The 24093-nt window shown below is 59.9% G+C and carries 21 protein-coding genes and 1 other annotated feature; of the genes, 2 read left to right on the plus strand and 19 right to left on the minus strand.

Annotation, left to right across the window (positions count from 1 at the left end; genetic code table 11):
• Positions 1–128: 128 nt before the first annotated feature.
• The 7 genes from NUV99_07990 to NUV99_08020 all read right to left on the minus strand — a co-directional run bounded on the left by NUV99_07990 (position 129) and on the right by NUV99_08020 (position 8500).
• On the minus strand, positions 129–2186 hold the full coding sequence (locus tag NUV99_07990) for a heterodisulfide reductase-related iron-sulfur binding cluster (GenBank protein ID MCR4420049.1): 2058 nt from the start codon (positions 2184–2186) through the stop codon (positions 129–131).
• 485 nt (positions 2187–2671) lie between these two features.
• On the minus strand, positions 2672–4594 hold the full coding sequence (thrS, locus tag NUV99_07995; GenBank protein ID MCR4420050.1) for a threonine--tRNA ligase: 1923 nt from the start codon (positions 4592–4594) through the stop codon (positions 2672–2674).
• Positions 4595–4637: 43 nt separating this feature from the next.
• Positions 4638–4860: a binding site (T-box leader), on the minus strand.
• 112 nt (positions 4861–4972) lie between these two features.
• The gene (locus NUV99_08000; protein MCR4420051.1) at positions 4973–5293 is read right to left on the minus strand and encodes a metalloregulator ArsR/SmtB family transcription factor; all 321 of its coding nucleotides are present in this window, start codon (positions 5291–5293) and stop codon (positions 4973–4975) included.
• 222 nt (positions 5294–5515) lie between these two features.
• Entirely contained in the window at positions 5516–6208 is a 693-nt protein-coding gene (locus tag NUV99_08005) for a hypothetical protein (protein ID MCR4420052.1), read from the minus strand.
• Positions 6144–6752, minus strand: a complete 609-nt coding sequence (locus NUV99_08010) for a transposase (GenBank protein MCR4420053.1) — start codon at positions 6750–6752, stop codon at positions 6144–6146. The genes NUV99_08005 and NUV99_08010 overlap by 65 nt, the downstream gene beginning before the upstream one ends.
• Before the next feature lie 55 nt (positions 6753–6807).
• Positions 6808–7554, minus strand: a complete 747-nt coding sequence (locus NUV99_08015) for a Sir2 family NAD-dependent protein deacetylase (protein MCR4420054.1) — start codon at positions 7552–7554, stop codon at positions 6808–6810.
• A gap of 187 nt (positions 7555–7741) precedes the next feature.
• Positions 7742–8500, minus strand: a complete 759-nt coding sequence (locus NUV99_08020; GenBank protein MCR4420055.1) for a C-GCAxxG-C-C family protein — start codon at positions 8498–8500, stop codon at positions 7742–7744.
• Between the two features lie 421 nt (positions 8501–8921).
• On the opposite strand from NUV99_08020, the gene NUV99_08025 reads away from it, so the two are divergent.
• Complete coding sequence (locus tag NUV99_08025; GenBank protein ID MCR4420056.1) at positions 8922–9971, plus strand: permease; 1050 nt, start codon at positions 8922–8924, stop codon at positions 9969–9971.
• 338 nt (positions 9972–10309) lie between these two features.
• Here NUV99_08025 and NUV99_08030 read toward each other — a convergent pair whose 3' ends face one another.
• The 9 genes from NUV99_08030 to NUV99_08070 form a co-directional block, all read right to left on the minus strand.
• Positions 10310–11422, minus strand: coding sequence for a TRAP transporter substrate-binding protein (locus NUV99_08030; protein MCR4420057.1), 1113 nt, complete (start codon positions 11420–11422; stop codon positions 10310–10312).
• A gap of 137 nt (positions 11423–11559) precedes the next feature.
• Positions 11560–12858: a TRAP transporter large permease gene (locus NUV99_08035; GenBank protein MCR4420058.1), complete on the minus strand. Its 1299-nt coding sequence runs from the start codon at positions 12856–12858 to the stop codon at positions 11560–11562.
• Between the two features lie 40 nt (positions 12859–12898).
• The gene (locus tag NUV99_08040) at positions 12899–13390 is read right to left on the minus strand and encodes a TRAP transporter small permease (GenBank protein ID MCR4420059.1); all 492 of its coding nucleotides are present in this window, start codon (positions 13388–13390) and stop codon (positions 12899–12901) included.
• A 109-nt stretch (positions 13391–13499) separates the two neighbouring features.
• Positions 13500–14603: a TRAP transporter substrate-binding protein gene (locus tag NUV99_08045; protein MCR4420060.1), complete on the minus strand. Its 1104-nt coding sequence runs from the start codon at positions 14601–14603 to the stop codon at positions 13500–13502.
• Between the two features lie 37 nt (positions 14604–14640).
• The gene (locus NUV99_08050; protein MCR4420061.1) at positions 14641–14895 is read right to left on the minus strand and encodes a thioredoxin family protein; all 255 of its coding nucleotides are present in this window, start codon (positions 14893–14895) and stop codon (positions 14641–14643) included.
• Positions 14892–15155 carry a thioredoxin family protein gene (locus NUV99_08055; protein MCR4420062.1) on the minus strand — a complete coding sequence of 88 codons (264 nt, stop codon included), beginning with the start codon at positions 15153–15155 and terminating at the stop codon, positions 14892–14894. The genes NUV99_08050 and NUV99_08055 overlap by 4 nt, the downstream gene beginning before the upstream one ends.
• Positions 15156–15157: 2 nt before the next feature.
• Positions 15158–15415, minus strand: a complete 258-nt coding sequence (locus tag NUV99_08060) for a thioredoxin family protein (protein MCR4420063.1) — start codon at positions 15413–15415, stop codon at positions 15158–15160.
• 16 nt (positions 15416–15431) lie between these two features.
• The gene (locus NUV99_08065) at positions 15432–15890 is read right to left on the minus strand and encodes a thioredoxin family protein (GenBank protein MCR4420064.1); all 459 of its coding nucleotides are present in this window, start codon (positions 15888–15890) and stop codon (positions 15432–15434) included.
• Positions 15891–15957: 67 nt separating this feature from the next.
• The gene (locus NUV99_08070) at positions 15958–16716 is read right to left on the minus strand and encodes a DUF169 domain-containing protein (GenBank protein ID MCR4420065.1); all 759 of its coding nucleotides are present in this window, start codon (positions 16714–16716) and stop codon (positions 15958–15960) included.
• A gap of 370 nt (positions 16717–17086) precedes the next feature.
• Between NUV99_08070 and NUV99_08075 the strand changes: the two genes are divergently transcribed.
• The gene (locus tag NUV99_08075) at positions 17087–18763 is read left to right on the plus strand and encodes an FAD-dependent oxidoreductase (GenBank protein ID MCR4420066.1); all 1677 of its coding nucleotides are present in this window, start codon (positions 17087–17089) and stop codon (positions 18761–18763) included.
• Positions 18764–18870: 107 nt separating this feature from the next.
• Here the strand turns inward: NUV99_08075 and NUV99_08080 are convergent, their stop codons facing one another.
• The 3 genes from NUV99_08080 to NUV99_08090 all read right to left on the minus strand — a co-directional run bounded on the left by NUV99_08080 (position 18871) and on the right by NUV99_08090 (position 24029).
• Positions 18871–19677, minus strand: a complete 807-nt coding sequence (locus NUV99_08080) for a methyltetrahydrofolate cobalamin methyltransferase (protein MCR4420067.1) — start codon at positions 19675–19677, stop codon at positions 18871–18873.
• A 70-nt stretch (positions 19678–19747) separates the two neighbouring features.
• Complete coding sequence (locus NUV99_08085) at positions 19748–21724, minus strand: ASKHA domain-containing protein (protein MCR4420068.1); 1977 nt, start codon at positions 21722–21724, stop codon at positions 19748–19750.
• Between the two features lie 19 nt (positions 21725–21743).
• Complete coding sequence (locus tag NUV99_08090) at positions 21744–24029, minus strand: diguanylate cyclase (GenBank protein ID MCR4420069.1); 2286 nt, start codon at positions 24027–24029, stop codon at positions 21744–21746.
• Between the last annotated feature and the right edge of the window lie 64 nt (positions 24030–24093).

The following is a 24093-nucleotide window of genomic DNA, read 5'->3' on the forward strand; positions in this document are numbered from 1 at the left end:
GAGCACCCGGTACCGCCAGTCAACTCAACTTAACTCGAAAGTGGGGATACGTCAGCTCTGCGTCCTCTGCGTCGGAAGATTAGGGGCGGCTCCGGACTACGGAGCCGCCCGCACCCGAGGCACTACCGTCAGTGCTGGTCCAGGGTTCTTACCAACACTTCGGCCAGATCCAAAACCTGTACGCCCTCTTCTATCCCCTTATCCTTCAATCCGTCGGTTAACATGACCAGGCAGAAGGGACACGCGGTGGCAACCAGCTCCACCTTCTTGGCCAGGGCCTGTTCGGTACGCATCACGTTGATGCGCCGCCCCAGCTTCTCCTCCAGCCACATACGGCCGCCGCCGGCGCCGCAGCAGAAGCTCCGGTCGTGATGCCGCTCCATTTCCGTCAGGCGCAGCCCGCCTACGCTTTCCAGAACCTTGCGGGGTTCGGAGTAAATGTCGTTGTAACGGCCGAGGTAACAGGAGTCGTGGTAGGTAGCCAGCAGGTCGAGTCTGCCCTTGGGAGCCAGCCGCCCCTGCTGAAGCAGGCGCCACAGGTAGGTGCTGTGGTGCACCACTGCGAACTCACCGCCGAACTGCGGATACTCGTGCTTCAGGGTGTTGAAGCAGTGAGGACAGGTAGTGACGATTTCTTTGAACCGGTAGTTCTTGAGGGTTTCCACGTTCTCCTGCACCAACATTTGGAACAGGTACTCGTTACCCAGGCGACGGGCGGAATCTCCGCAGCATTTCTCCTCCGTGCCCAGAATGGCGAACTTGACCCCGGCCTCCTTAAGCAGGCGCACGAAAGCCGAGGCCACCCTGCGGTTTCGGTCGTCGAAGGCACCGGAGCAACCCGGCCAGAACAAGACCTCTACTTCTTCCCCTTCCTCGAGCTCCCCGATGATGGGCACATCCAAATCCCTAGCCCAGTCGGCCCGATTGGCCCAACCGATACCCCACGGGTTCCCGTTGTTCTCCATGTTGCGGAAGGCTACCTGGGCTTCGCCGGGGAAGCGGCTCTCGGACAGCACCAGGTTGCGCCGCATGCCCACTACCTTGTCTATGTGCTCCACGAACACCGGGCACTGTTCCATGCAGGCACGGCAGGTGGTACAGGACCAGATCACGTCTTCGGAGATAACCTCGCCGATGAGCGCCTTGTCCAGCACTGCCTGCTCCTGCTCCGTGAGGGTTACTTCCTGGCCTCCGGCCTTGGCTTCCCGGGCCTTCTTGGCCGCCAGCACCGGGCCGCGCTCCCACAAATGCGTGCGCAGGTCCTGCACCAGGCGCTTGGGGGAGAGCGGCTTCTCACTCAGATAGGCGGGACAGTTGTCCTGGCAGCGACCGCACCGGGTACAGGCATCGGTATCAAAGAGATGCTTCCAGGAGAAGTCTTCGATCTTCTCTACCCCGAAAACCTCGATCTCCTCATTCTCCAGGTCCAGGGGCACCAAAGCTCCTTTGGGTCCCAGATTCCGGCAAAACTGATTTACCGCCCCGCACAGGATGTGGAAGAGCTTGGAATAGGGGAAGTAGGCCACCGCCGCCAGGGCCAGCACGCCGTGTATCCACCACAAGGCCCGGTGTGCGGCCTGCTGGGTGGCCTCCGGCCAGCCCGCCACCCAGTTAGCTACTGCCGCCCCGCCGGGCTGGGCCGCCGCCCAGAAATCGCCCGTGGCCGCCATGCGGAGCCCTTCCACCAGGTATCCGGTAACCAAGATGCCGGCCAAGAGGATCAGGATTATGGCGTCTTCCGGCTTGTTATCCAGCCGGTCGGGGCGAACAATGTAACGGCGCACCAGCGCCATGATCACCCCTACCAGGGCCAGCAGGCCCAGCACGTCCAGGATGAAGGAGACGCCCAGATAAGGGATTCCGGCCAGAAAATGATATCCGGTTAGAATCTGAATGAAGTCCAGGAAGGCGCCCAACGCGAACAGGGCTATGATGCCCCAAAACATGAAAAAGTGCATGGCTCCCGGGTAGGGATCCCGCAATTGCCGCCAGTGGCCGAAGCCCTCCCAGATAACGGTCCAGATCCGTTCGCCGAGCTGATCCCAACGTTTCTCCGGTCCGCCCAGTCTCCAAAGCTGGTAGTGGCGATAGAGACCGTACAGTACAACCAGGGCTACTATAGCAAAGACGGCGTAGATCAAAAGGTGCTCCGGAATGTTCCAGTACAGTTCCCTCTGTGCTACCATTCCCTTCCCTCCTTGCTCCTCCGGCACCCTCCCAAGGCGTGCCCGGTGACTTCTCAGCCCCGGCCCCGGCCGGGCAACGTTCCCTGAGTATTTCGGCTCGAGCCTTCCTCACGCCGGTTCGCAGCCCCACCCCCTCTTCCTGCGCCTCCAGACAAGGTGCCTGCTGCTCCTGCTGCCAGGCTGGTCCACTTACCTTTGGTCAATCCAGTCATCCCCTTACCGGTATAAGCAAGCCTTATGCCAATTTGGCCGCATCGCCCTACATCAGCGATCGCCAATACCTGCCTTCAAGACACAACCTATTCTTTGTGACCTGCATCCGGACGGTCATGAAAGACGTTGCCCTGCCGTCGCAAATCCGGAAACACAGTGTTAACTTCGTGAACGGAGCCTGCTTCCACAGCCTACACCCGGCGCCGTACCCGGTAAGGCTTTAGGCGCACAATAAACCGGGGCGCCGGGCAAAAACAGGATGACCCGATGCCTTAGGCGTCCCCCCTGCCGGATCTGGCCTCCGCCAGGAAGCGCTCCACGAAGTCCTCCAGCGCTGCCGAACCCCGGTCTCCTCCCTCCCGGTGCCGGACGCTAACCGTTCCGGCGGCCGCCTCCCGGTCTCCTACCACCAACATGTAGGGCACCTTTTCCAACTGCGCCTCGCGGATCTTATAGCCGATTTTCTCGTTGCGGTCGTCCAGCTCTACCCTGGCTCCGGCTTCCGCCAGCCTATCGGCCACCTTCTGCGCCCATTCCCGGTGACGGTCGGCAATGGGCAGGACTTTCACCTGCACGGGCGCCAGCCAGAGCGGAAAAGCCCCACCGTAATGTTCGATAAGAATGCCGATAAACCTCTCCAGACTCCCGAATACCACCCGGTGAATCATGGCCGGCCGGTGCTTCTGGCCGTCTTCGCCGATATAGGTGAGGTCAAATTTCTCGGGCAGTAGGAAGTCGAGCTGTATGGTTCCGCACTGCCAGGTGCGGCCCAGGCAGTCGCGCAGATGAAAGTCGATCTTGGGACCGTAGAAGGCCCCTTCCCCTTCGTTTACCCGGAAGCCCAGCCCTTTGGCCTCCAGGGCCTCCTTGAGGGCGCGCGTGGCCTCCTCCCATACCTCGGGCGAGCCCATGGCGTCCGGCGGTCGGGTGGACAGCTCTACGAAGTAGTCGAAACCGAAATGCCGGTAAAAGGCGTCGATCAAATCCAGAAGCCCCAGGATTTCTTGCTTGATCTGAGAAGGCAAAAGGAAAATGTGGGCATCATCCTGCGTGAAGCTCCTCACCCGCAACAGGCCGTGCAGCACCCCCGACTTTTCGTGCCGGTGAACCAGCCCCAGTTCGGCCAGGCGCAGCGGCAGCTCACGGTAACTGTGCTGGCGGGAGCGATACACCAGGATGGCGCCCGGGCAGTTCATGGGCTTGATACAGAAGTCCCGGTCCTCGATGCGGGTGAAGTACATGTTCTCCCGATAGTGATCCCAATGCCCGGACTGCTCCCAGAGCTCCCGGCTGAGGAGGATGGGGGTACGGATTTCCAGGTAACCCCGGCGCCGGTGCTCCCGCCGCCAGTGATCCTCCAGTTCCTGGCGCAGGATCATGCCCTTCCAGTGGAAGAAGGGAAAGCCCGGACCTTCTTCGTGGAGGCTGAAAATCTCCAGCTGGGGGCCCAGCCGGCGGTGATCGCGGCGTTTGGCCTCCTCCAGGCGCCGGAGGTAGGCTTCCATCGCCCCGCTTTCCGGGAAGGATATCCCGTAGATGCGCTGCAACATTTCCCTGGTCTCGGATCCCCGCCAGTAGGCGCCGGCCACGCTCAAGAGCCTTACCGTACCAATCTTCCCGGTGCTGGGGACGTGAGGGCCCCGGCACAGGTCTACGAATTCGCCCTGCCGGTAAAGGGAGACCGGCTCGTCCGCGGGGAGATCCGCCAGCAGCTCCAGCTTATACGGCTCTTCCCGTTCGAGGAAGGCCTGCCGTGCCTCTTCCGGACTCACCTCCCGGCGTTCAAAGGGCAGGTCGGAGGCGATAATGCGCTCCATCTCCGCCTGAACGGCCTCAAGGTCTGCCGGGGTGAAGGCGTGGGGAGAGCCAAAATCATAGTAAAAGCCTTCCTCGATGGCCGGGCCGATGGCCAGCTTGGTGCCGGGAAAGAGGCGTTGTACTGCCTGGGCCATAATGTGGGCACTGCTGTGCCAGTACACCTGACGGCCCTCCGGGTCTTCAAAGGTGAGGAAGGCCACTTCCTCTGCCTGGGGAAGGGCTCCCACGGTCCGACCCAGATCGTACAGTTTGCCCGCCACCGAGGCGGCCAATACGCGCCCTGCTTCCCGGCCTAAGGCCAAGCCGGCCAGTTCGGCCAGGGTTTGCTCGCCGCCCACTCTGTCCGGCACCCAGTCTGCCAGTCTCACCTTGAACATCGCTTTTCCTCCTTACCTACGGCTCTAAAAAGGCATCCCGCCCCTAAGGGACGGGATGCCCGCGGTTCCACCCTTGTTGGAAAGGCAAGAGCCTTTCCCCCTCTGGCCGATAACGGCGGCTGCCCGTCGCCGCTTACTGGGCTAGAAGCCGTTCGCGGCGCAGCTCCCGGGCGGTGTTCCCACCGGCCCGCCGGGCCGGCTCGCAGCCTCGGCCGCGCCTCTCTTGACGGGCAAGCCGACGGTACTCTCCCGTTCATCGCCTTTGGACGCTGTACCCAGCTATACTTTACTTGCCCGCCCCGGGGCTGTCAACCTCCAACCGCTCCTGGTGTCATAACCCGTTAGGTTAAAAGCTCAGTCCGACCAAGAGTCAGGCCCTTAGCCTACCTCCTCCAGGACGGCAACCGTCGCCCGGGCCTGCAGGTGAAGTATGCGTTTGACGGTCTCCAGGAGCTCATAGATCTCTGGGTAATTGATGCGGTAGAGCATGCGCAAGCCGTCCTTACGCGAGCTCACCAGGTCTTGACGCTTAAGTACCGCCAGGTGCTGCGACACGTTGGCCTGCTCCAGCTCAAGCTGCTCGGTAATCTCGCAGACGCAGCGCTCACCACTGCGGAGGTACTCCAGGATACGTAGACGCGTCGGATGAGCCAGCGCCTTCAGAAGATCGGCCTGTAGCTGCAAGGTACGCTCATTAATCGGCATAGATCCTTCTCTCCTAAAAGACATTAGTATATAAGTTTTCGCCTATCCTTATTACATTGAAACATAGCTTATACTCGAAGTCAATTAGGTCCCCCACGGAGGCATTTGCGTTGACCCCGCAATTCTGGTTGGGGTATAGCAGCCATCGAAGCCCGTCTGACGGGCTCTTGCTATTTCGGAGGTTTGTCTTATAACCAACTATAGGAACATTATCCATCAGGTGTAACCTGGGGGGGCCAAAAGGGATATACCAGCCCCCTTGCCGTACCGAATTCCTTTTTGGGGGGCCGTCTCGGTTAGGCGGCGCAGGTTTTGTACCTTCTTCTCTCTCACTCTTCCTAAGGCCATGACCGGCATTACCAACAGGGCCAGGGTGCACCCTAGTTTCATCTTCCTTAGCCCCCGGATGTAGTGCTCTTCAAAGCCAAACACCCGATCCAGTCTGCTGTTGACCCGCTCTACGGCGGTGCGCTTTTTGCAGATGCTCTTCCAGGCGTAGCTAGACCGGCCTAGGGGAGTGAAGATTCGAGGGTCTTCTTTAAGCGGGATCCTTACCGCGCCTTTCACCCGGCAACGGTCCATGCCCATACAGGTTAGTCCGTAGTGCCGGGCAGGACACCGGCACTTTAGGCTGCCCCGGTCCTTTTCAAACCCGCCGTAGGCCATGGGCCGGCGCTGTGCGGTCTGAGGACAGTAGCAGTACACCTGACCCTTATAGTCGTAAACCACATTGGCCCAGCCGGTTAAGAGTCTGGTCTCTTCTCCGTCGCGCCACATATTGCGGATGTCTATGACCGGCTTTATGGCGTGTTCGTCCCATAGCTTGGTGTTGAGTTTGCCATCGTCATAGCCCCGATCCCCTAAAAGGTATTCGCATCTTTGGATGATAGCCGGTAGTTGCTCGGCCATTTGGTCTGAGCCAATGCGCTTGCTTTACTTCGCTGGCTGAGGCTTGGGTGAGACTAAAGGCTACCGGCAGGTCATAGGTGGCATCCACTACTAGGTGGAGTTTATAGCCGAACCAGCGCACTACTTTCTCCCAGGTGCTGCCGTCTTCTCTTTGCCTCCGCAGGGTCTTTTGCCCCCAGTCGGCGTCCACATCGTGCCGGCCATCACGCTTAACCACTTTGCCGGCTTGACGCTTTCTGCCTCGGGCAAAGCTGGCTATGGCTTTTCCGCCTACGGGCAGTACCCGGCCAAAGTCGGGAAGGTGCTTTGTCAGTTCTTCTACCAGCCGGTTGAACATCGCCCCCAGTAACTGTTGGCGGGCCATCAGTTTCTTTAGGAACCGGCTGTATACCCAGGCCGGCGGTACCGCTTCTTCTCCCCGGACAGGATCAATACCGCATAAATGGCGCAGCTGCCCGTTACGTTTTAGCTCCCGCCTGAGGCTCTCTATGGAGGGATGCTGATAAACTATGCCTGCCAATATGGAGTTCCGTACCGCCCGCACCGTGTAGTCGTCCCGGCCGCTGCCGACCAAGTTCTTTACAGGTAGGATAATCCAGCTACACCTCCAGCGCCTGCAAGAGATCGGCCATGGCCTTGCCGATGGGCTGCCGGATAACCACCTCCGCCTCCCCGTCGTAAGGGGTGGGCATGAGGTTGATAATCACCAGCTTCCGGGCATACCGAGGCAGGCTTGCCACGGGATACACCTGAAGACTGGTACCCACCACCAGGAGCAGGTCGCAGTTGGCCAGCTCTCGCTCGGCGGCGTAGTAGTCCTCGCTCATCCGGTCTCCGAAAAGCACCACGTCCGGCCGGATCATGCCCCCACAGCCGCAACGCGGGGGAAGGCTACCCCGCTCGAACTGGCTCCACATCTCTTCGAAGGGGAAAGAACGACCGCAGCCCAGGCAGTGCCCGGTCCGCAGGTGGCCGTGCACCTCGTATACGCGGCGGGAGCCGGCCTTAAGGTGCAGGCCGTCCACGTTCTGGGTTACCACCCCCTGGATAAAGCCGGCTCTTTCCAGTTCGGCCAGGGCCAGGTGGCCGGAGTTGGGCCGGGCCTCCTGAATCCTGGCCCACCGCGGCAGGTTCATGCGGTAGAAGAAAACCGGATCCCGCTCCAGGGCCTCCACGCTGGCCACCCGAGTGGGCTCCATCTTTTTCCATAAGCCGGTACCCGGACTGCGGTAGTCAGGAATGCCGCTTTCCGTGCTGATCCCTGCCCCCGTAAGCGCCCAATGCCGCCCCGGCTGCCGCAGTAACTCCGCCACCCGTGCTACTTGCCGCCCGTAACTCTCGGCCATACGGTTCACCCCCGCCTCCATAGGTTCGCCGTGCTACCGGGTCCTTCCTCCCCGCGAGGCGCGGCGCCCGCTTCCGCACTCGCTTGCGCCGGGCTCGGTACCCGGTAAAGTCGGGTAGCGGAAGGGCCAGCACCGACTGCCGGCCGAAGCCAGCATAGGCCGGTGGCGCCGGGGCCGTGAAAGGCTATTACCGCCCGTTAAGCAACGCGGCGTTAAGAAGCTCCGCCGCTTTGGCGGCGGTGTCTCCCACCAGCTTGCTACAGCGGTCCCTTTGGGGGTCCCCAAAAATCGGTTCCATGGTGGCCATACCCCAATTAAAGAGGGACATACTACATAATGGGGAACCCGCTACGGTAGCTTTTTGTTTCTTGAAACGGCAATAGGCTTCATGCTTATCGGTGGGTAGGGGAGTGGTGGAATACCAGGTTACCAGCTCCCTTATCGGGCCAAAACAGGCGGGCGGCAGCGTAGTGGGATCCATTACCAAACTCATGACCAACCCCGAGGCGTTCAGCGCCCCGCAGATCATCCCCAGGCCCGCCACTCCGCCGGCACCGTAGAGAAATACCTCCAAGGGAAAGACGGTCCAGGGATAGCCCACTGCTTCCCGCAGGGTCAGCACCAGCGCCGCACCCGCGCCATACATGCAATTGTTGAGACGCTGACACTCGTTGTAGCCCCGCTCCCGAACCACCTCCGGGTCTAACGCCCGGTACGGCCACGGTCGAGGAGGTAGTGAGCCCGCGGGGGGGCTCACCACGCTCATGGTCTGGGCGCTTTCGTCCCAGGCCACGGTTGCCCCCAGCGCTTCGGCCACCGGCCTAACCGCAGCTACCACCTCCTTCTCCCGCCACGCCGGCCGGCCCACATCGGTAACTTCTTTTCCGTTGACTACCAAGTTCACTGACCGCGGGGTACCAGGAGATCCATCCGTCTTGTTTTCCACTAGTTTTCCCTCCTCCAGAACGTCATTGGGCTGGCGGATCGTTTGCTCTGCCGGCGGAAACTGGGGATAACTTAGGGTATTGGGGTCTTGACTTAGACAATATATACGAATATACTCATAGATCGAACCTATTGTACCCTGGCCAACTCGCCATGTCAATGCCTTGGCGTCCAGTCTCACCCAGGTCGGGTGCCGACGGCTAATCCGAGGACGTATAACCAGAGAGGGCGAGAAAGAAGTCCGTTAATGGTTTACAATATGCATATATTATGATATACTCTCAACGTAACCCACGTCGCCCAGAAGGAGGTGTCACTCATGCCGCCACCTAGTCGGTAGTAGCTCATCGGGCCCAGCAAACTGACAGCGCCTAAGCAGAGACCTAACACCGAGGGATCCAGCCCAAAAGGAGGAAGAGTGAATGTCGGAAATATTGATGGCCGGCCTGCTCGCCCTTAAAGACTACGTGGCTACCCACGTTCTAACCTGCCTGGTTCCGGCCTTCCTTCTCGCCGGCGCCATGGTCACCTTCATCAATCGGCAGACCATACTTACTTACCTCGGAGAGCGGGCCAGCAAGCTAAAATCCTTCTCCCTAGCCTCGGTATCTAGCTTCTTCCTGGCCGCCTGCTCTTGTACGGTCATTCCGGTCTCCAGCGGCCTATATTACAGTGGTGCCGGCATCGGGGTGGCTTTCATAATCCTGTGGTTGGCACCGGCCTGCAACATACTGGCGCTGACCTACACCGGCACCGTACTTGGAGGCGGAATGGCCCTGGCCAGGATTGCCGCCGCCTTGCCTATGGCCTTCATAGTTGGCTTCATAATGAGCCTCTGCTTTAGGCCCAGGGAAGACGCAGATTCCGGGCCGGTTTCCGGACCGGAGAGGGAGGCGGTTATTGAGCCCAAACTGGTTGTCCTGCTGGTTCTTATCCTGCTCTCCCTCCTTATGCCTAACTACTTGGTCCGAGGAGGGCCCTACCTCCACAAGGTACTGGTGTGGGCGGTTTTCACGATAATAATGGCAGCATATGCCTATAAGGCGGTTCCCGGCGAAAAGATCCGGGACTGGCTGAGCGAAACCTGGTGGTTCGTCCGCATCATCTTCCCTCTCTTGTTGGCCGGGGTTTTTGCCGTAGGCGTGATCGGCAAGGTTCTCCCCCAGGAATGGATTAGTCAGTGGCTAGGCGGATCCGGTCTGCGCGCCTCTTTCCTGGCCACCATGATCGGGGCCATAACCTATTTTGCCACCATGACCGAGGCCCCCTTTGTGCACACCCTGATGAGCCTGGGCATGGGTAAGGGCCCCGCGCTCGCCCTCCTGCTTACCGGGCCGGGCTTGAGCCTTCCCAACTGGATAGCCACGGCTAGGGTATTCGGGGTTAAGAAGGCACTGGTGTACGTGCCGACCATTGTGGTTTTGGGCACCTTTGTAGGGTGGTTCTTCGGAACCTTTATCTTCCACGGCTGAGGAGGTACTCGAACTACTCACGACAGACGCTCTTCTGCTCCCTACAGTCCCCTTAAACCGAGGGCGGGGTCCGGGTCGATCGACCTCTACTCCGCCCTCGACGTTTGTTACCTACCGTGTCTCGGAGGGTTGAGTCCGACGGCGGCAAGTCCATGCCGGGCACTACCATACGGTTGAGGATGAGGTATACCTCACCTTGAGATGCCTTCACTTTGACGTTAAAAGGACAGGAGGCCCGCTACGACCAAGAGTGTGGTCGCCGGGCCCCTTAGAAGCCACCGGTAAATACTGCTTCCGACCCTAACCGGAGCGACGCAGCCCCTTCGCTGCCCCCTGCCTTACTGGCCCGAAAGACTGTAACCGAAGGCCGGAGGATCCACGCCCTGCTGCTTCAGCAGCGACCACATCTCACCCACCGCCTGCCGGGCCGGCAGGCCCATCGCCTCCCGCTCCTCTATCCACTTGCTCCACAGGGGCTGGAACCTCTGGCCCAACTCGTTCAGGGCGGCCGGCTCCCACTGGACAATGGTGCCGCCGTGGTCGAGGAAGCACTGCCTGCCCTTTTCCACCAGACCCCCAAAGGTCTTCGCCGCTATGAGCCCGTACTCGTTATTCCGGGCCATCTCGTCGATTACCGACCTCACGTCCTCGGGCAACCGGTTATAAGTATCCTTGTTCATGAGGAAGGCCAGGATTACCGTGCCCATGGGAGGCTCGGTGGCGTAGCGGAGCAGCTCACAGGTCTTCCAGGTCCTTATGGTACCGTAATCCTCGAGCGTGGCCCCCACCGTGCCCCTCTCCAGAGCCAGGTAGGACTCCGAGCCGGGGATGAACACCGGCACGCCTCCCATGGCGCTCACGCGGTCGTTATAGGCACCGCCGGAAGTCCTGACCTTCAGGCCCTTCATGTCGGCCAGGGTGGTGACCGGCTTCTTTACGGTAAACAAGGGGTTGCCCATACCCCCTATCAGGAAAAGGACCTTGACGTTCTCGTCGAACGCCTTGTCCAGCAGCCCCTTTTGGTAAAGCTCAAATGCGGTCTTGGTGGCTATCTCTGCGCTGGGGAAATGGAAGGGGAGGCTGGCAATTTCCGCCATCGGAAATACGCCCTTGGCCTGGAAGGGGACGCAGAAACCCGCGTCACAAACTCCCTTCACCGTTAGGTCGTAATACTCCGGGGTCTTGCCCAGCGCCTGCGCCCAGGAAAACTCCACCTTAACCTTCCCATTGGTTTTCTTCTCCAGGTCCGCGGCAAAGGCCTTAATGCCCTCGACGTAAAATCCGCCCTCAGGAGACTCCCAGGTGGCAAAAAGCAGGGTGATCGGTTCTTGCTTCTCGGCCGGCGCAGGGGTGGTGGTAGTAGTAGAGGTAGACGGCTGGGAGCACCCCGCTAACACCAATCCGCTTGCAATAACTATTGTCAGCATTAGCAACAAACCGCGCTTGATCATTCTTCACTTCCCCCCTTGTGGATTCCGCCCGAATTACTTTCCGGCTCCGGCCTCGTAACTCCCTCGGCAGCAAAATGTTAGAGTGGATCTAACTCATGGTCTCCTCCTCCTCACCCCCTCTTGGCCGGAGGGCCTGACTATTTAGCGATGCTCGGAAGTAACAAGACTATCTGCGGTAAGATAATAAGGAGCACGATGATGGCTATGGTCACCACCACGAAGGGCGTAACCCCTCTGAATATCTCCTCTAAGGGCACCTTGGTTACCCCCTGCACTACGAAGGCGTTCATCCCTATAGGCGGCGTCAGAAAACCGGTCATGGCCAGCAGGACTACTATGACCCCGAACCATATAAGGTCAAAGCCCAGGGCAGACATGATGGGAGCCAAGGTGGGGATGGTCAGCAGGATTATGGCCATGATATCCAGAAACATTCCCAGGAGAAGGTATATGATCAATACGAAACCTAGGATGACGTAGGGAGAAACACCGAGCGAGCTTATCCACGTCGAGAGCCCGGAAGTAAAGCGGCAAAGGTCAAGAAAGGTGTTGAATATCTGCGCCCCGATTATCAGGGTCACCACGAAGCCCGTAACCCGCACCGTTTCCTTGGCTGCAGCCAGCAGATTAGCAAGCGAAAGCCTGCGCCTGGCCAGCCCAATTAGGAAGGCCCCGAAGGCCCCTATGGCGCCGGCCTCCGTGGGCGTGAAGGCGCCCACAAAAAGGCCGCCGATCACCAGGGCGAAAAGCAGGAGCATCCCCCATACGCCCTTCAGCGAGGCCAGTCGCTCCCTGAGGGTAAAGGATTCGCTCGGTGGGCCGATGTTGGGATTGCGCCGACACAAAACGTAGATGGTCAGGACGTAGGCCCCGGTCAAAATAAGGCCCGGCAAAACGCCGGCGATGAACAGGTGACCCACGGAGGTTTGGGAAAGAGAACCGTAGATGATCATGGGCACGCTGGGTGGAATAAGTATGGATACGCCGGCCCCGGCCGCCAGGCACCCGGTGGCGAGCCTATTGTGGTAACCGCGCTTGGCCATTTCCGGGTAGGCGATGGCCCCCATGGTGGCTGCGGCCGCCGGCGCCGCCCCGCAGCAGGCGGCGAAACCCGCACAGGCCACCATGGTGCCCATGGCCAGCCCTCCGGCGTACTTCCCCATCCAACGGTGTCCGGTCACAAAGAGATCGCGGCTAATCCCGGCGTAAAAGGCCAAATAACCCATCAGAACGAACAGCGGTACCGGCAGGATCATTTGCGCCGAAGCCCAGGTGAAGGGAATGCTCCCCAGACTGTATAATCCCACCTCCGGCCCCCGCATTAACATGATTCCGGCCACACCGACCACGGCAAAGGAGATACCGATGGGCACCCCTTGGAAGATCAAAGCTAGAAGCACTATTAACGCAACTATGCCGGTTATAAGGTTCTCCAAGGCGCGACAACCCCTTTCCACCTGCTTCGGTTACAGTAGGTTAACTGGGTTTTAGCTTAGAGATTATCTGCAACCCACACTCTACGCAAACGAAGAAGGAACCAATGGGCACCAGGAACTTGAAGGGATATATCGGAAGCAAAACCGTCTCGATTAGCCTTCCTTGCTTCAAATCGGCCACAGCGATAAGCGCGGACTGCCACAACATTAGAGCAAAGACCACGAAGGTGAGAGCCAGACCGGCAATGATGATCGCCTTCTGCAGGTTCCGGGGATAACGCACCAGAAAGAACTCCATTTTCACGTGGGAGTCGGTAGCCTGAACGTAGCCCAGGGCCAGGAAGACCAGCCCCACCTGTAACATCTGGCTCCACTCCATCGCTCCGGTTATGGGGCTATTGAAAAGGTACCGGCCGATTACGTCGAAGGCACCCAGAAACATCATGATTAGCAATAGAGCCACACTGCCCAGGTTTAGGCCCTCTTCCGCCTTCCTCCAGAGGCCTTGACCGTTCGGGGCCTCTTCTGCCACCGTTTTTCCTCCTTTCTTCATGCCTGCTGGTCCCGGTCGCTTTGGCTACCGGGACCAGCAGGATTACTCGTTTCGGTCACCGCGACTCAGCTCTCAGGCTTTCCTCAGCTCAGCCTTGCGGAATGTACCCGTAGGCGGGATCATCCACTCCGAGTTGCTTCAGGGCCCGATACATCTCGTCTAGCGCCTTCTTGGCCGGCAGGCCTTTGGCCTCGCGCTCGCTGATCCACTTCTCCCATACCGCCTTATTCTTCTCGCTCAGTTCCTGCAGGGCGGCCGGCTCCCATTTGATTATCTGGGCGCCGTGATCGATTAGGCACTGTTTGCCTGCCGCGGCCATCCGGTCGAGATTCTTGGCCCCGATGAGGCCGTACTCGTTATTGGCCGCCATTTCGTCGATTACCTGGCGGACATCCTCAGGCAACTTGTTGTAAGAGGCTTCGTTCATAAAGAAGGCCCAGTTCCCGGCGCCCATTCCGGGCTCGGTGGCGTAGCGGGTAAGCTCGCACCACTTGAACTGCGGGAAGGGGGCGTACCCGGCCATCTGCCCGTCCACCGTGCCCCGCTCCAAGGCGAGATAGACCTCGGCACCGGAAATAAAGACCGGCACTCCGCCCATGGCCTCCACGCGCGGGTTCTGCTGCCCGCCGGAAACCTTGATCTTCAGGCCTTTGAAATCCTGAAGGGTACGCACGGGCTTCTTGGTGGTAGTCAGCGGGTCTCCCTGGCCCGCGGCAATAAACAGCAGCTTCACTCCCTTGTTATAGGCCTCGTCTAAGTACCCTTTCTTGTACACCTCATACATGGCCTGCGTAGCTATTTCCGCGGAGGGAAGCTTAAAGGGAAGAGTGGTCATCTCCGCCAGTGGAAATACCCCGGGCACCATGAAGGGCGCGCAGAAGGCGGCGTCGCACACACCGCGCGCCACAAGATCATAATACTCCTGGATCTTGCCTAACGCTTGAGCATAGGAGTATTCTACCTTCACCTTTCCGTTAGTCTTCTGCTCCAGGTCCCGGCCGAAGGCCTTGACCGCTTCCACCATAAAACCCGCGTTCTCCGACTCAAAGGTAGCAAAGAGCAACTTAATCGGCTCCTGGGTTGCCGCCTGGCCCGAAGGCTGTTGCTGGGCGGGTTGGCTTCCACAGGCGCTCAGAACCGGTACACTGATGACTAACACTGCCACCAGGATCAGCCACGTTTTTCCTCGCATGTTCTACCCCCCTTAGACCATCGCTGATAGTCAAAAGCTATACCAACAGGTTGCGAATTGCAGCCGCTACCGTTTCCCTACTAGGGCAAAAGCCCTCGATCTTAACCATCTCATCTACCACTATGGCCGGCGTTAGGGTGAGGCTGTACTCATCAAACAGTTCATTCGGTTCGCGGTAAACCACTAGCTCAACCTGTTCACCAAATTCAGCCGTAACTTCTTGTAAAAGCCGCTCCACCTCCGCCGAGGCTTCATTAGCCCCCAGAAAGGCCTCAACCTTGATCGCGGTCACCTCTGTACCTCCCTTACTGCTCGATCTAGGGTCTCTCGACTAGGGCATATCCCCTCAATTTTCAGTCTTCCTTCAATGACGATGGCCGGGGTACAGGACAGGTTGTAGGCTCGGAACTTCTCCATCGCCTCGGCGCCAAAGAGTTTAATTACTTCTACCCGTCCCTGGCGCTCGGCGGCGTATTCGTCCGCCAGCGTGAAGGCCTTCAGGCAGTCCTGGCATGGCGGGTCCCCGCTAAAGAATTCCACCTTAGGTATCACCGTTAGCCCCCCAGTTCCTTTTTTACGGCCCGCTCGATGTCCGCCTCGGACAATACCTTGCCCGAGGACAGCACCTTGTCGTTAATCAGCACCGCCGGAGTTATCAGCGCCCCATACTTCCTGCCCTCGGGCGATACGGCGTCCAGTTTCAGCACCTCAATCTTTCCCTCGTACTTCTGCGCTACCTTTTTGGCCCGCTTTTCTACTTCTTTACACTTGGAGCATGGAGGTGTGGGTCCGATTATCTTTATGGTGACCATTCCCACTGGCGCCCCCTTAGTTCTGTCCCTTCGGCTCCAACTCGCTTCTGATCCACTCCTGGAATTCCTCGGCTTTGGGTACGTATCCCACCGCCTTGACTTGGCCGTTCACCACTACCACCGGCGTCATCAGGTAGCCGCGTTCCTGAGCTTTTTGCTTGATGGGCGTAAGCTTGTTCTCAATCTCGTCCATCAAGGGCTTTACCGCCGCCTCGGCATCGGGCTGTTGTTCCAGTACCTGGTCTATCTGCCCCAGCAACTTCTCTATGCCTTCATGGTCGTGCTCCACGTTCTCCATCTCCGCAATAGTATGGCCGCCTTCCACGTTTCCGTACCGTTTTGCCTCCTCGGACTCAGTAGATATTCTCCTGACCGCTATGCCTTCGCCAAAGCGGCTTGCTACCTGTTGGGCTACCTTGAAGGTGGTCTTACAGCGGATGCAGGGTGGTTCGGGCCCTATTACGATAATTTCCATGAAGGGGTCCCTCCCTTTGAAAGTTAATAATGAGAATGTTAAAGGGTTACGCCTCGGAGACTGGTGATTAGGCGTTTTGCTCCATCTCGCGTTGCAGATCCTCGTGTAGTTTTATCGCGGCCTGCATGAACTTTTCCTTGCCTAAATTATAGGCCGGCAGAACCCACTGCATTTGCTGTAGGTTACGGGTAATAATGGGGATCCAGTTAAAGGGAATGGTGATGAGTACCTGGCCCTCGGGATACACTTGGCGACCTTTCATCCCGAAGCCCAGTCCAGTGGTGATAAAATTGACCTTGCCCGACCGGAACGGGTAGGCGAAAAGCCAAGCGCATGCCAGAACATTGGCCGTCTTGCTTTCGTACAGTTCCCCCGTGGAATAGGTCATAGCCCTAAGGACGATTTCCGCCTGACTGGGGGAAGCCAACACAAACAGCAGGTCGGGATCAAAAGTAAGGTTATCCAGAGTAGCGAAGACTACGTAATTTACTACACCCTTAGAAAACTTGGGTACATCAATATAGACCCTGGAATTGGCCCGCGGCTCCTCAAAAATGCCCCACCGCTGACCGATCAGACCAGCCTCGGCAAACGGGTGGATGTCCTCCCAGCCCAGAGGGATGGAACCAACGCAGTTTTCGTTGTCCCGGGTAGCATAAAAGGGTACGCGGCGATCCTGAGCCTCTCTGATCATCTCGCACAGGGCCATGGCCTTATCCAGCTTCTCAATGCCCTCCGGCTTGCTCAGCGTGAATTTTACGGCTACCGGCGGCAGAGAGAAGTCCAACCCCTGAAATACCTTAAGTTCCTCTTGAACCCGCGACACCTTGCGCCAACCTCCTTTGGGAATGATGTGGGTTTACTTATGGGATCCAGCCGTCGATCGCGCAGACCCGAGCCGCAAATCCCCCCCTTTCCCAAACCCGCCTCCACCTACCGTACCCGTCGAATTGAGAGGCGGCTTATGAAACCGAAGGATAAAGCAATTATTTCATGAGAATTAACTAATGATATTATAGAGACGGTCTGACCGGGTGTCAAGGACGATCATCTCGGTCCTGTTCCCCCTTCCGGCGGTTGCCGGCGCCAAGGGTTTTACGCTATACTGCATTCGACCGAGGACGCCCGGCGTACGGAAAGCGCACGCCGGTGGACCGATGGGTCTCGGTTAAAATCGCCATTCGGGAGGTGCCATAGTGGCGCACAAGATCGTGATCGTCGGTGGGGTGGCCGCCGGACCGAAAGTGGCCGCCCGGGCCCGCCGCCTGGACCCGGAAGCGGAGATCACCATCGTGGAGCGGGGAGGTGTTATCTCTTACGCCTCCTGTGGCCTGCCGTTCTACCTGGCCGGCGAGGTGAAGGACTACGGCCAACTTTTCGCCACCGCCTACGGGGTACGGCGAGACGCGGACTACTTCTGGAGCGAACGCCAGGTAAGGGTGCTCACCCATACCGAGGCCATCGCCGTGGATCGCGCCCGCAAGGAGGTCCGGCTGCTGGACCATGCGCAGGGCAAGGAATTCTCGCTTGCCTACGACCATTTGGTTCTGGCCACCGGGTCGGAGCCGCTTACTCCACCCGTTGAAGGCCTGGATCTCAAGGGCGTACACCGCCTCAACCGGCCGGAGGACGCCGAAGCCCTGGCCGCGGGTATGCAGGGGGCGCGGAGCGCCGTTGTCATCGGCGCGGGAATGATCGGCCTTGAAGCAGCCGACGCCCTCCGGAGGCGGGAAATGACAGTTACCCTGGTAGAGGTCAAAGACCAGATTCTACCCGGCATGCTGGATGCCGACTTGGCCGCTCTATTGGCCAGGTGGCTGGCCGACCGAGGAACCAACGTACTGCTAAGCGAAAAGGTGCTGCGGGTGGAAGGCGATGGCCGCGTCCGGGCGGTAGTGACCGCCAGCACCACCCTGCCTGCCGATCTCGTGGTCTTGGCCACCGGGGTGCGGCCCAACGTCGGCCTGGCCAGGGCGGCAGGGCTCGCCCTGGGAGAAACCGGCGCCGTAGCCGTAAACGAATACCTCCAGACCAGCGATCCCGACATTTACGCCCTGGGCGACTGCGTGGAGAACGTGCACCGGGTTTCCGGCAGGAAAGTCTATCTGCCCTTGGCCTCCATTGCCGCCCGGCAGGGACGGGTGGTAGGCGATAACCTCGCCGGTATTAGGACCCGCTTTCCGGGTGTGCTGGGCACGGCAGTACTGCGGGTCCTGGGTGTAAACGTGGGCCGGACGGGTTTGGGAGAGGCCCAGGCCGCCGAGGCCGGATTGGACGCGACCTCCACCCTTATCGGCGTCAACGACCGGACCCACTACCACCCCGACCAGGCAATGGTTATTCTCAAGCTGGTCACCGAGGCCAAGACCGGCCGCCTCTTGGGGGCCCAGGGGATCGGGCCGGGCGAGGTGGTGAAGCGTATCGACGTGCTGGCAACGGCCATCGCCTACGGTGCCAAGACAGAAGACCTGGCCCTGGTGGACCTGGGGTACGCCCCGCCTTTCAACACGCCACTGGACCCGATCCACCATGCGGTGAATACGGTCCGGAACAAAGACGCCGGCATTGCGCGAACCGTTTCCGCCCGAGAACTCCGGGAGAAGCTGGCCCGTCGCGATGACTTCGTGCTCCTGGACGTACGGACTCTACCGCAGCACCGCATGCGGCATATAAGAGCCGACAATACCGTGGTCATACCCCTCGGGGAGCTTCGTCGCCGGCTGGAAGAACTGCCTCGGGAAAAAGAAATCGTAGTCTACTGCGCCGCAGGCGTGCGCAGCTACGAGGCCCAGCGCATCCTGGAAGGAGCGGGGTTCCGGAGGGTGAGCTTTTTGGAAGGCGGGATGGCGGCCTGGCCGTACGAGGCCGAATGAGCCCGGACCCAAGACCAAGTAGCGCTCCCACGAAGGGTGCGGCCTTTTCGGCCGCACCCCTTTTCCTTTCCGGTTTACCCGCATTATACAATATGCAATAGGCGGCCTCAGCTGTACAGGCCGCTGCGGTAGGCACGCAGGTACCGGCCGCAGAAACGATCCTTCCCCAACAGGGCCGCCGAGGCGTAGAACAGCCGCATCAGGTCTTTATCCGTCGGGTCCAACAGATAGGCGTCCATGCCGCAGGTCATGGTCTGAACCAGGAAGGTCCGGTTGAGGAAGCGGCGGCCGGGCAGGCCGAAAGACACGTTGCTGAGCCCGCATATGAGGTGCACCCGGGGAAAGCTCTCTTTGAAGCGGCGGATGAACTCCAGGACCTCGACTCCGTGCTGGTCGTTGATGGATACCGGTTTCACCAGGGGATCGAGGTAAATGTCATCCTCTGCTACCCCCGCGCCACGCAGGCTCTCTACCAGCCACCTGGCGTTGCGCTCGCGCTCCTCCACGCTGTTGGGCATACCCTCATCGCTGATGCACAAGCCCACGATTTTGGCCTTATACTTGAGGACCAGGGGAAGCACGTCCTGGTAACGCTTCTGCTCGGCGGTAATAGAATTTATCATGGGGGTGGGCGTAGAAGCCAGGGCCAGACCGGCCTCCAGAGCCTGGGGGTTGGGGCTGTCGATGCAAAGCGGCAAATCCGTTACCCCCCTGACCACCGTTACCAGCCATTCCATAGCCTCTACTTCTTCACGGTCCGTTCCTATGTCTCCGCAGTTGACGTCCAGGTACTGTATCCCGGCCTCGGCCTGCCTGCGGGCCAGATCTTGAATGAAGGCTTCGTCCCGTGCCAACACCGCTTTCTTCACCGATTCGCGACTGGTATTAATGAGTTCACCGACCAGTAAGTACATGACCACACCACCCGCCTATAGTATTTTACTGTTCGGAGCTTACCATAGAGCCGATTTTGTCGTCAATTCCCTACGAACCCGCCCGTCCGGCCAGGTCCCCGGTCAATACGGGTAACCCCAGCATCCGGCGAGCATGGGGAAAAGCGTCGCGGGCATGGGGGAAGGCCATGGCGGCCAGGAAATGCTTCTGGAAATCCGGCTCCGCGGCCGTTTCCACAAATTCCACCTGTTGGGCCACCTGCACGGCCTCGGTGCGCTTACTGCGGTCAAACAGGGCTATCTGCGCCCCGTCACCGGCGGCGTTACCTACCGCCACTATGCGCTCCGGTTCACAGTCCGGTATCATGCCTATCATCAGCGCCCTCTCCCGGTCCAGATAGGTTCCAAAGGCGCCGGCAAGTACGATGCGGTCCACCTTGTCTACGCCCAGTTTCTGCATCAGAAATCGCGCCCCCACGTAAAGGGCAGCCTTGGCCAGCTGCACGGCCCGTACGTCCTTTTGGGTAACGGTGATGTCCTGCCCCAGGGCGGTTTCGGGAGCCCAGGCCAGGACGAACTCGGGCTGGCCGTCTTCGCCCTGGCGGATTCGGCTCGTCGCCAGCCGACGGTTAATCCGACCGTCGGGAAGCAGCACGCCCGCCCTAAACATCTCCGCCACCGCGTCCACTATGCCCGAGCCGCATATTCCCCGGGCTCCGGTATGGCCTATCTCGGGATACCACTCCTCCCGCCCTATGACCTTGTAGCCGACCTCCAGGGTGTGGCTATCGATCCTTACCTTTTCTATGGCTCCCGGCGCGGCCCGCATCCCGAAACGGATCTGCGCCCCTTCCAAGGCGGGGCCGGTAGCGCAGGACGTACACAGCAGCCGCCGCCGGTTGCCCAGGACTACCTCGCCGTTGGTTCCGATGTCGATTATCAGCCAGATCTCGTCTTCTTGGCGGTAGGGTTCCTCGGCCAGCAGAACGGCCACGTTATCCGCTCCTACGAACGCTGCTTCCAGAGGCAACAGGTGAGCTTTGGCTCCCGGCGCGATTTCGATGCCCAGATCGCGGGCCCTGAGATCCAGCGGGCCCTTTACCACAGGAGCAAAAGGAGCCTGCCCCACAAAACGGGGGTCCAGCCCACAGAGGATATGGTGCATGACCGTATTCCCTACCAGAACAATATCCAGCACCTCTTCGGAGCTGATACCCGCTTCTGCCACCATTTCGCGGATCAGCCCGTTTACGGCCTGCACCACCGCGTTCTGCATCTCTTCCAGACCCGAAGGACGGGAGGCGGCATACCCGACGCGCGACAGGATGTCCTCTCCGTAGCGCACCTGGGGGTTCATGGCCGACTTGCGGCCGACGGTCACCCCGCGCCCCAAATCGCAGAGGTAGGCGGCTAGGGTGGTGGTACCCACGTCCACGGCCACCCCGTAGGCCAGTTCTTTCCGACCGGGCTCTACGGCAATGATTTCCCGGTCCATCCATACGGTTACCGTAACCTTCCAGTTTTCCCGCCGCAGCGCCTCCGGCAGGGAGAGCAGGGCTGCGTAATCGATCTTCAGCTCCCCGCCCAGCCCGTATTGTGCTCGCAGCCCGTCCCGCAGCCGCTCGCAATCATCGCGAGGATCCCGAAGAGTCGGCGGACTCAGCTCGAGATAGTACTTGCGGACCGCCGGGTCAAGCCTGAAGGCCCTTTCCCGTCCGGTTTCCAGTATGACCTGGGGCGCAACGCGGCTCTTTTCGGGCACGTAAACCAGAACGTCGCCCTCGACCCGCGCCCGGCAGGCCAGGCGGTAGTCGTCTTGCAGCTCCCGGGCCTCAAGTTTTTGCTTCTCTTCTTCGGTAGGGGGCGTAAGGTGTGCGGGAGTGGAGGTAATGCCCAGCTTCGGGAAGAACCCGCTCTCAATCCGGAGCTTGCACTTGCCGCAGGTACCTGCGCCACCGCAGGCGCTTTCCAGCCCTACCCCAAGCTGCTGCGCCGCCTCCAGGAGGGTGGTGCCGGCCTTCACCTCACCTCGCCGACCGGAAGGCTGAAAGATTACCGTGTACGCCATCTCGGCACCTCCTGCGGCTTCAGTTACCGCGTCGACCACCGGCCGTGCCCGCCTGCTGCTCCAGCCTTTTCTGCGAGGCCTCGCGGTTGGCGGCCTTTTCCTGGTACATCTTCTCGTCTGCTCTTCGGTAGATCTCCTCCAGGGGTTCCTCGCCCGCCTGACACGTAGCCCAGCCCACGGACAAGAGAAGCGGGACTTCCTTCCTCAGGGCGTTGTAGGCCTCGGCCGCGCGCTGGATTCGGTGGACGATTTCCCGCGCAGCTCGCTCGTCCGTCCGCGGGAGCAAGACGGCAAATTCGTCCCCGCCTACCCGGGCCAGTATGTCCGAACGGCGCAAGGTGCTCTTCAATACTTCGGCGCAGGCCACCAGCATTTCGTCCCCCTTGGCGTGACCCCAAGTATCGTTAATGATCTTGAGCCCGTCCATATCCGCTACTAGAATTGTCAAGGGAAATTCCCTGCCGGCGCCAAGCCTTTCCATTTCCTCTCGGAAGAAAGCCCGGTTGTACAGCCCGGTGAGTGAATCGTGGGAGACAAGGTAACGCAGCTCTTCCTCGTAGCGCCGCCTCTCGGTAACGTCGAGAATGCTTACTACCGCTCCCCCAACCTTGCCCTTTTCATCCCTGACGGGCGAGGCGCTTACCTGGCAGTACCTGCCTTCCTCGTAACTCAGTTCGGCGGTACACGGCAGACCGGTATCCATGGCAGAAAGAGCCGGGCAGCCTTCGCAAGGCGCCTCATGCCTTTGCAGAACCTGGTAACACTTGGCACCGATAAGATAGTAGGGATCGGCACGGGCTGCCTCGGCGGCGGCCCGGTTAGCCCATATGATGTGCAGTTCCCGGTCCACAAAGATTACCCGTTCGGTTAAGGTGTCGAGGATCAGGGACTTCTCGGCCGTAAGCCTTTCCAACTCCTCTTCCAGAACTCGCCTTGGAGTAATATCGTTCAGGAAATGGAGGACGGCCGGGCGGCCTTCCCAATCCACTGCCACCGAGTTGGCCTCCGCCCACCTCACCTCTCCGCCCTTGGTCAGAATGCGGAAGCGGAATCCCAGCAGAGCCTCCCCAACAGCCAAAAGGTGGGCGTACTCCCGGCGGACGGCATCCAGATCCTCCGGGTGAACCAGTTCCCCGAAGTTCCGACCTATCATTTCCCCCTCGGTGTACCCGGTATATCGTAGGGCCGCACGGTTGACCAACCGAATCCGCCCGTCCTGTACCACCACAATGCCTTCGGCGGCGTTTTCCACCACCTCTTGATACCGCTTTTCCCGTTCGCGCAGAGCTCCCTGGTACTCCTCGATACGCCACAGCATTCGGCCCAGCTCCTTGGACAGCACGGCCAGTTCGTCGTTGCCGCCTACCTCCAGGAACTCCCTGGCCAGCCCGGGGTCAGGAGCGGCCTCCGCCACCTTTCGGGTCAGCCGGGTGAGGCGGCTCAATACGCTGCGGTCCAGCCATACCCAGGTGATGGCAAAAGAAGCCCCCACGGCCAAAAGCAGTAATAACTGCAAGATCCGACGGGTAAGCCTCACGATCCTGAGGGCGGTACGCTCGGAGTTGACCTGTAGGACCAGTCGCGGTTGCCCGAATACGTCGCGCATGGCCACCAGACTGGCCGTTTCCTCTTCGGAGACCGGGAGGGTATAGAACACCTGTCCGGTAGCCAGTTGCCCTCGAGGCGGAAGACCTGCTACCTCCTCGGCGCTAAAGGCGCGTACCGAGAGGGTCAGCCGGGTCAGCGAGGCCAGGCGCTCGACCAATTCGGCTTCGAACAGTCTGGCCATAACCACCACTCCCTGAGGAGAGGAACCCGCCGTTGCAGGAATGGGAACCGCGGCCACCAGTACCGGGCCCACCGAAGTTACTGCCACTCCTTTTAGCTCGCCGCTTTCTGGTCGCGTCCACAGGATTTGACTAGGGAGGCTCAGTTCTTGCCCGGTACGGGGATCCAGACCGCGCGCGTAGACCACCCGGCCCCAGGCATCAATCAGAACCAGAAACTCAATGTCCAGACGGGAGAACACGCTCTGGTCAAGGGCAACCTCCAGTTGCCCCGGATTACCACTCTGCACGTAAGCGGCCACATCCCCACGCGCGGCCCAATCCTTAGCCACGGTCTCCAGGGCGGAGGTCTCTTTTTCCAAAGCGAGGAACGCGCGCTCCAGGTCTCTTTTGGCGGTCTCCTGTTCGATGAGCCCGACCATTCGCTCGGCGGCTCGGTCAAAGAGAAAGAAGAAAAGGAAAGAACCTAAGGCGAAGACCCATACTACCGCCATTACCGCCTTGATTCTAAGCCTCAACCGTCCCACCCCTCGCCGCAGGCGGAACCGCCGTCGGTGTAACCGTTATATTCTTCAAGTGCCG

It is taken from the genome of Clostridia bacterium (assembly GCA_024653205.1).
Classification (GTDB): Bacteria; Bacillota; DSM-521; order Neomoorellales; family SLTJ01; genus JANLFO01.

Coding starts and splice junctions, on each gene's coding strand:
- NUV99_07990 (MCR4420049.1), bottom strand. CDS start 2,186: ATGGTAGCACAGAGGGAACTGTACTGGAACATTCCGGAGCACCTTTTG.
- thrS (MCR4420050.1), bottom strand. CDS start 4,594: ATGTTCAAGGTGAGACTGGCAGACTGGGTGCCGGACAGAGTGGGCGGC.
- NUV99_08085 (MCR4420068.1), bottom strand. CDS start 21,724: ATGGCGTACACGGTAATCTTTCAGCCTTCCGGTCGGCGAGGTGAGGTG.
- NUV99_08005 (MCR4420052.1), bottom strand. CDS start 6,208: ATGGCCGAGCAACTACCGGCTATCATCCAAAGATGCGAATACCTTTTA.
- NUV99_08015 (MCR4420054.1), bottom strand. CDS start 7,554: ATGGCCGAGAGTTACGGGCGGCAAGTAGCACGGGTGGCGGAGTTACTG.
- NUV99_08025 (MCR4420056.1), top strand. CDS start 8,922: ATGTCGGAAATATTGATGGCCGGCCTGCTCGCCCTTAAAGACTACGTG.
- NUV99_08045 (MCR4420060.1), bottom strand. CDS start 14,603: ATGCGAGGAAAAACGTGGCTGATCCTGGTGGCAGTGTTAGTCATCAGT.
- NUV99_08080 (MCR4420067.1), bottom strand. CDS start 19,677: ATGTACTTACTGGTCGGTGAACTCATTAATACCAGTCGCGAATCGGTG.
- NUV99_08060 (MCR4420063.1), bottom strand. CDS start 15,415: ATGGTCACCATAAAGATAATCGGACCCACACCTCCATGCTCCAAGTGT.
- NUV99_08065 (MCR4420064.1), bottom strand. CDS start 15,890: ATGGAAATTATCGTAATAGGGCCCGAACCACCCTGCATCCGCTGTAAG.
- NUV99_08030 (MCR4420057.1), bottom strand. CDS start 11,422: ATGATCAAGCGCGGTTTGTTGCTAATGCTGACAATAGTTATTGCAAGC.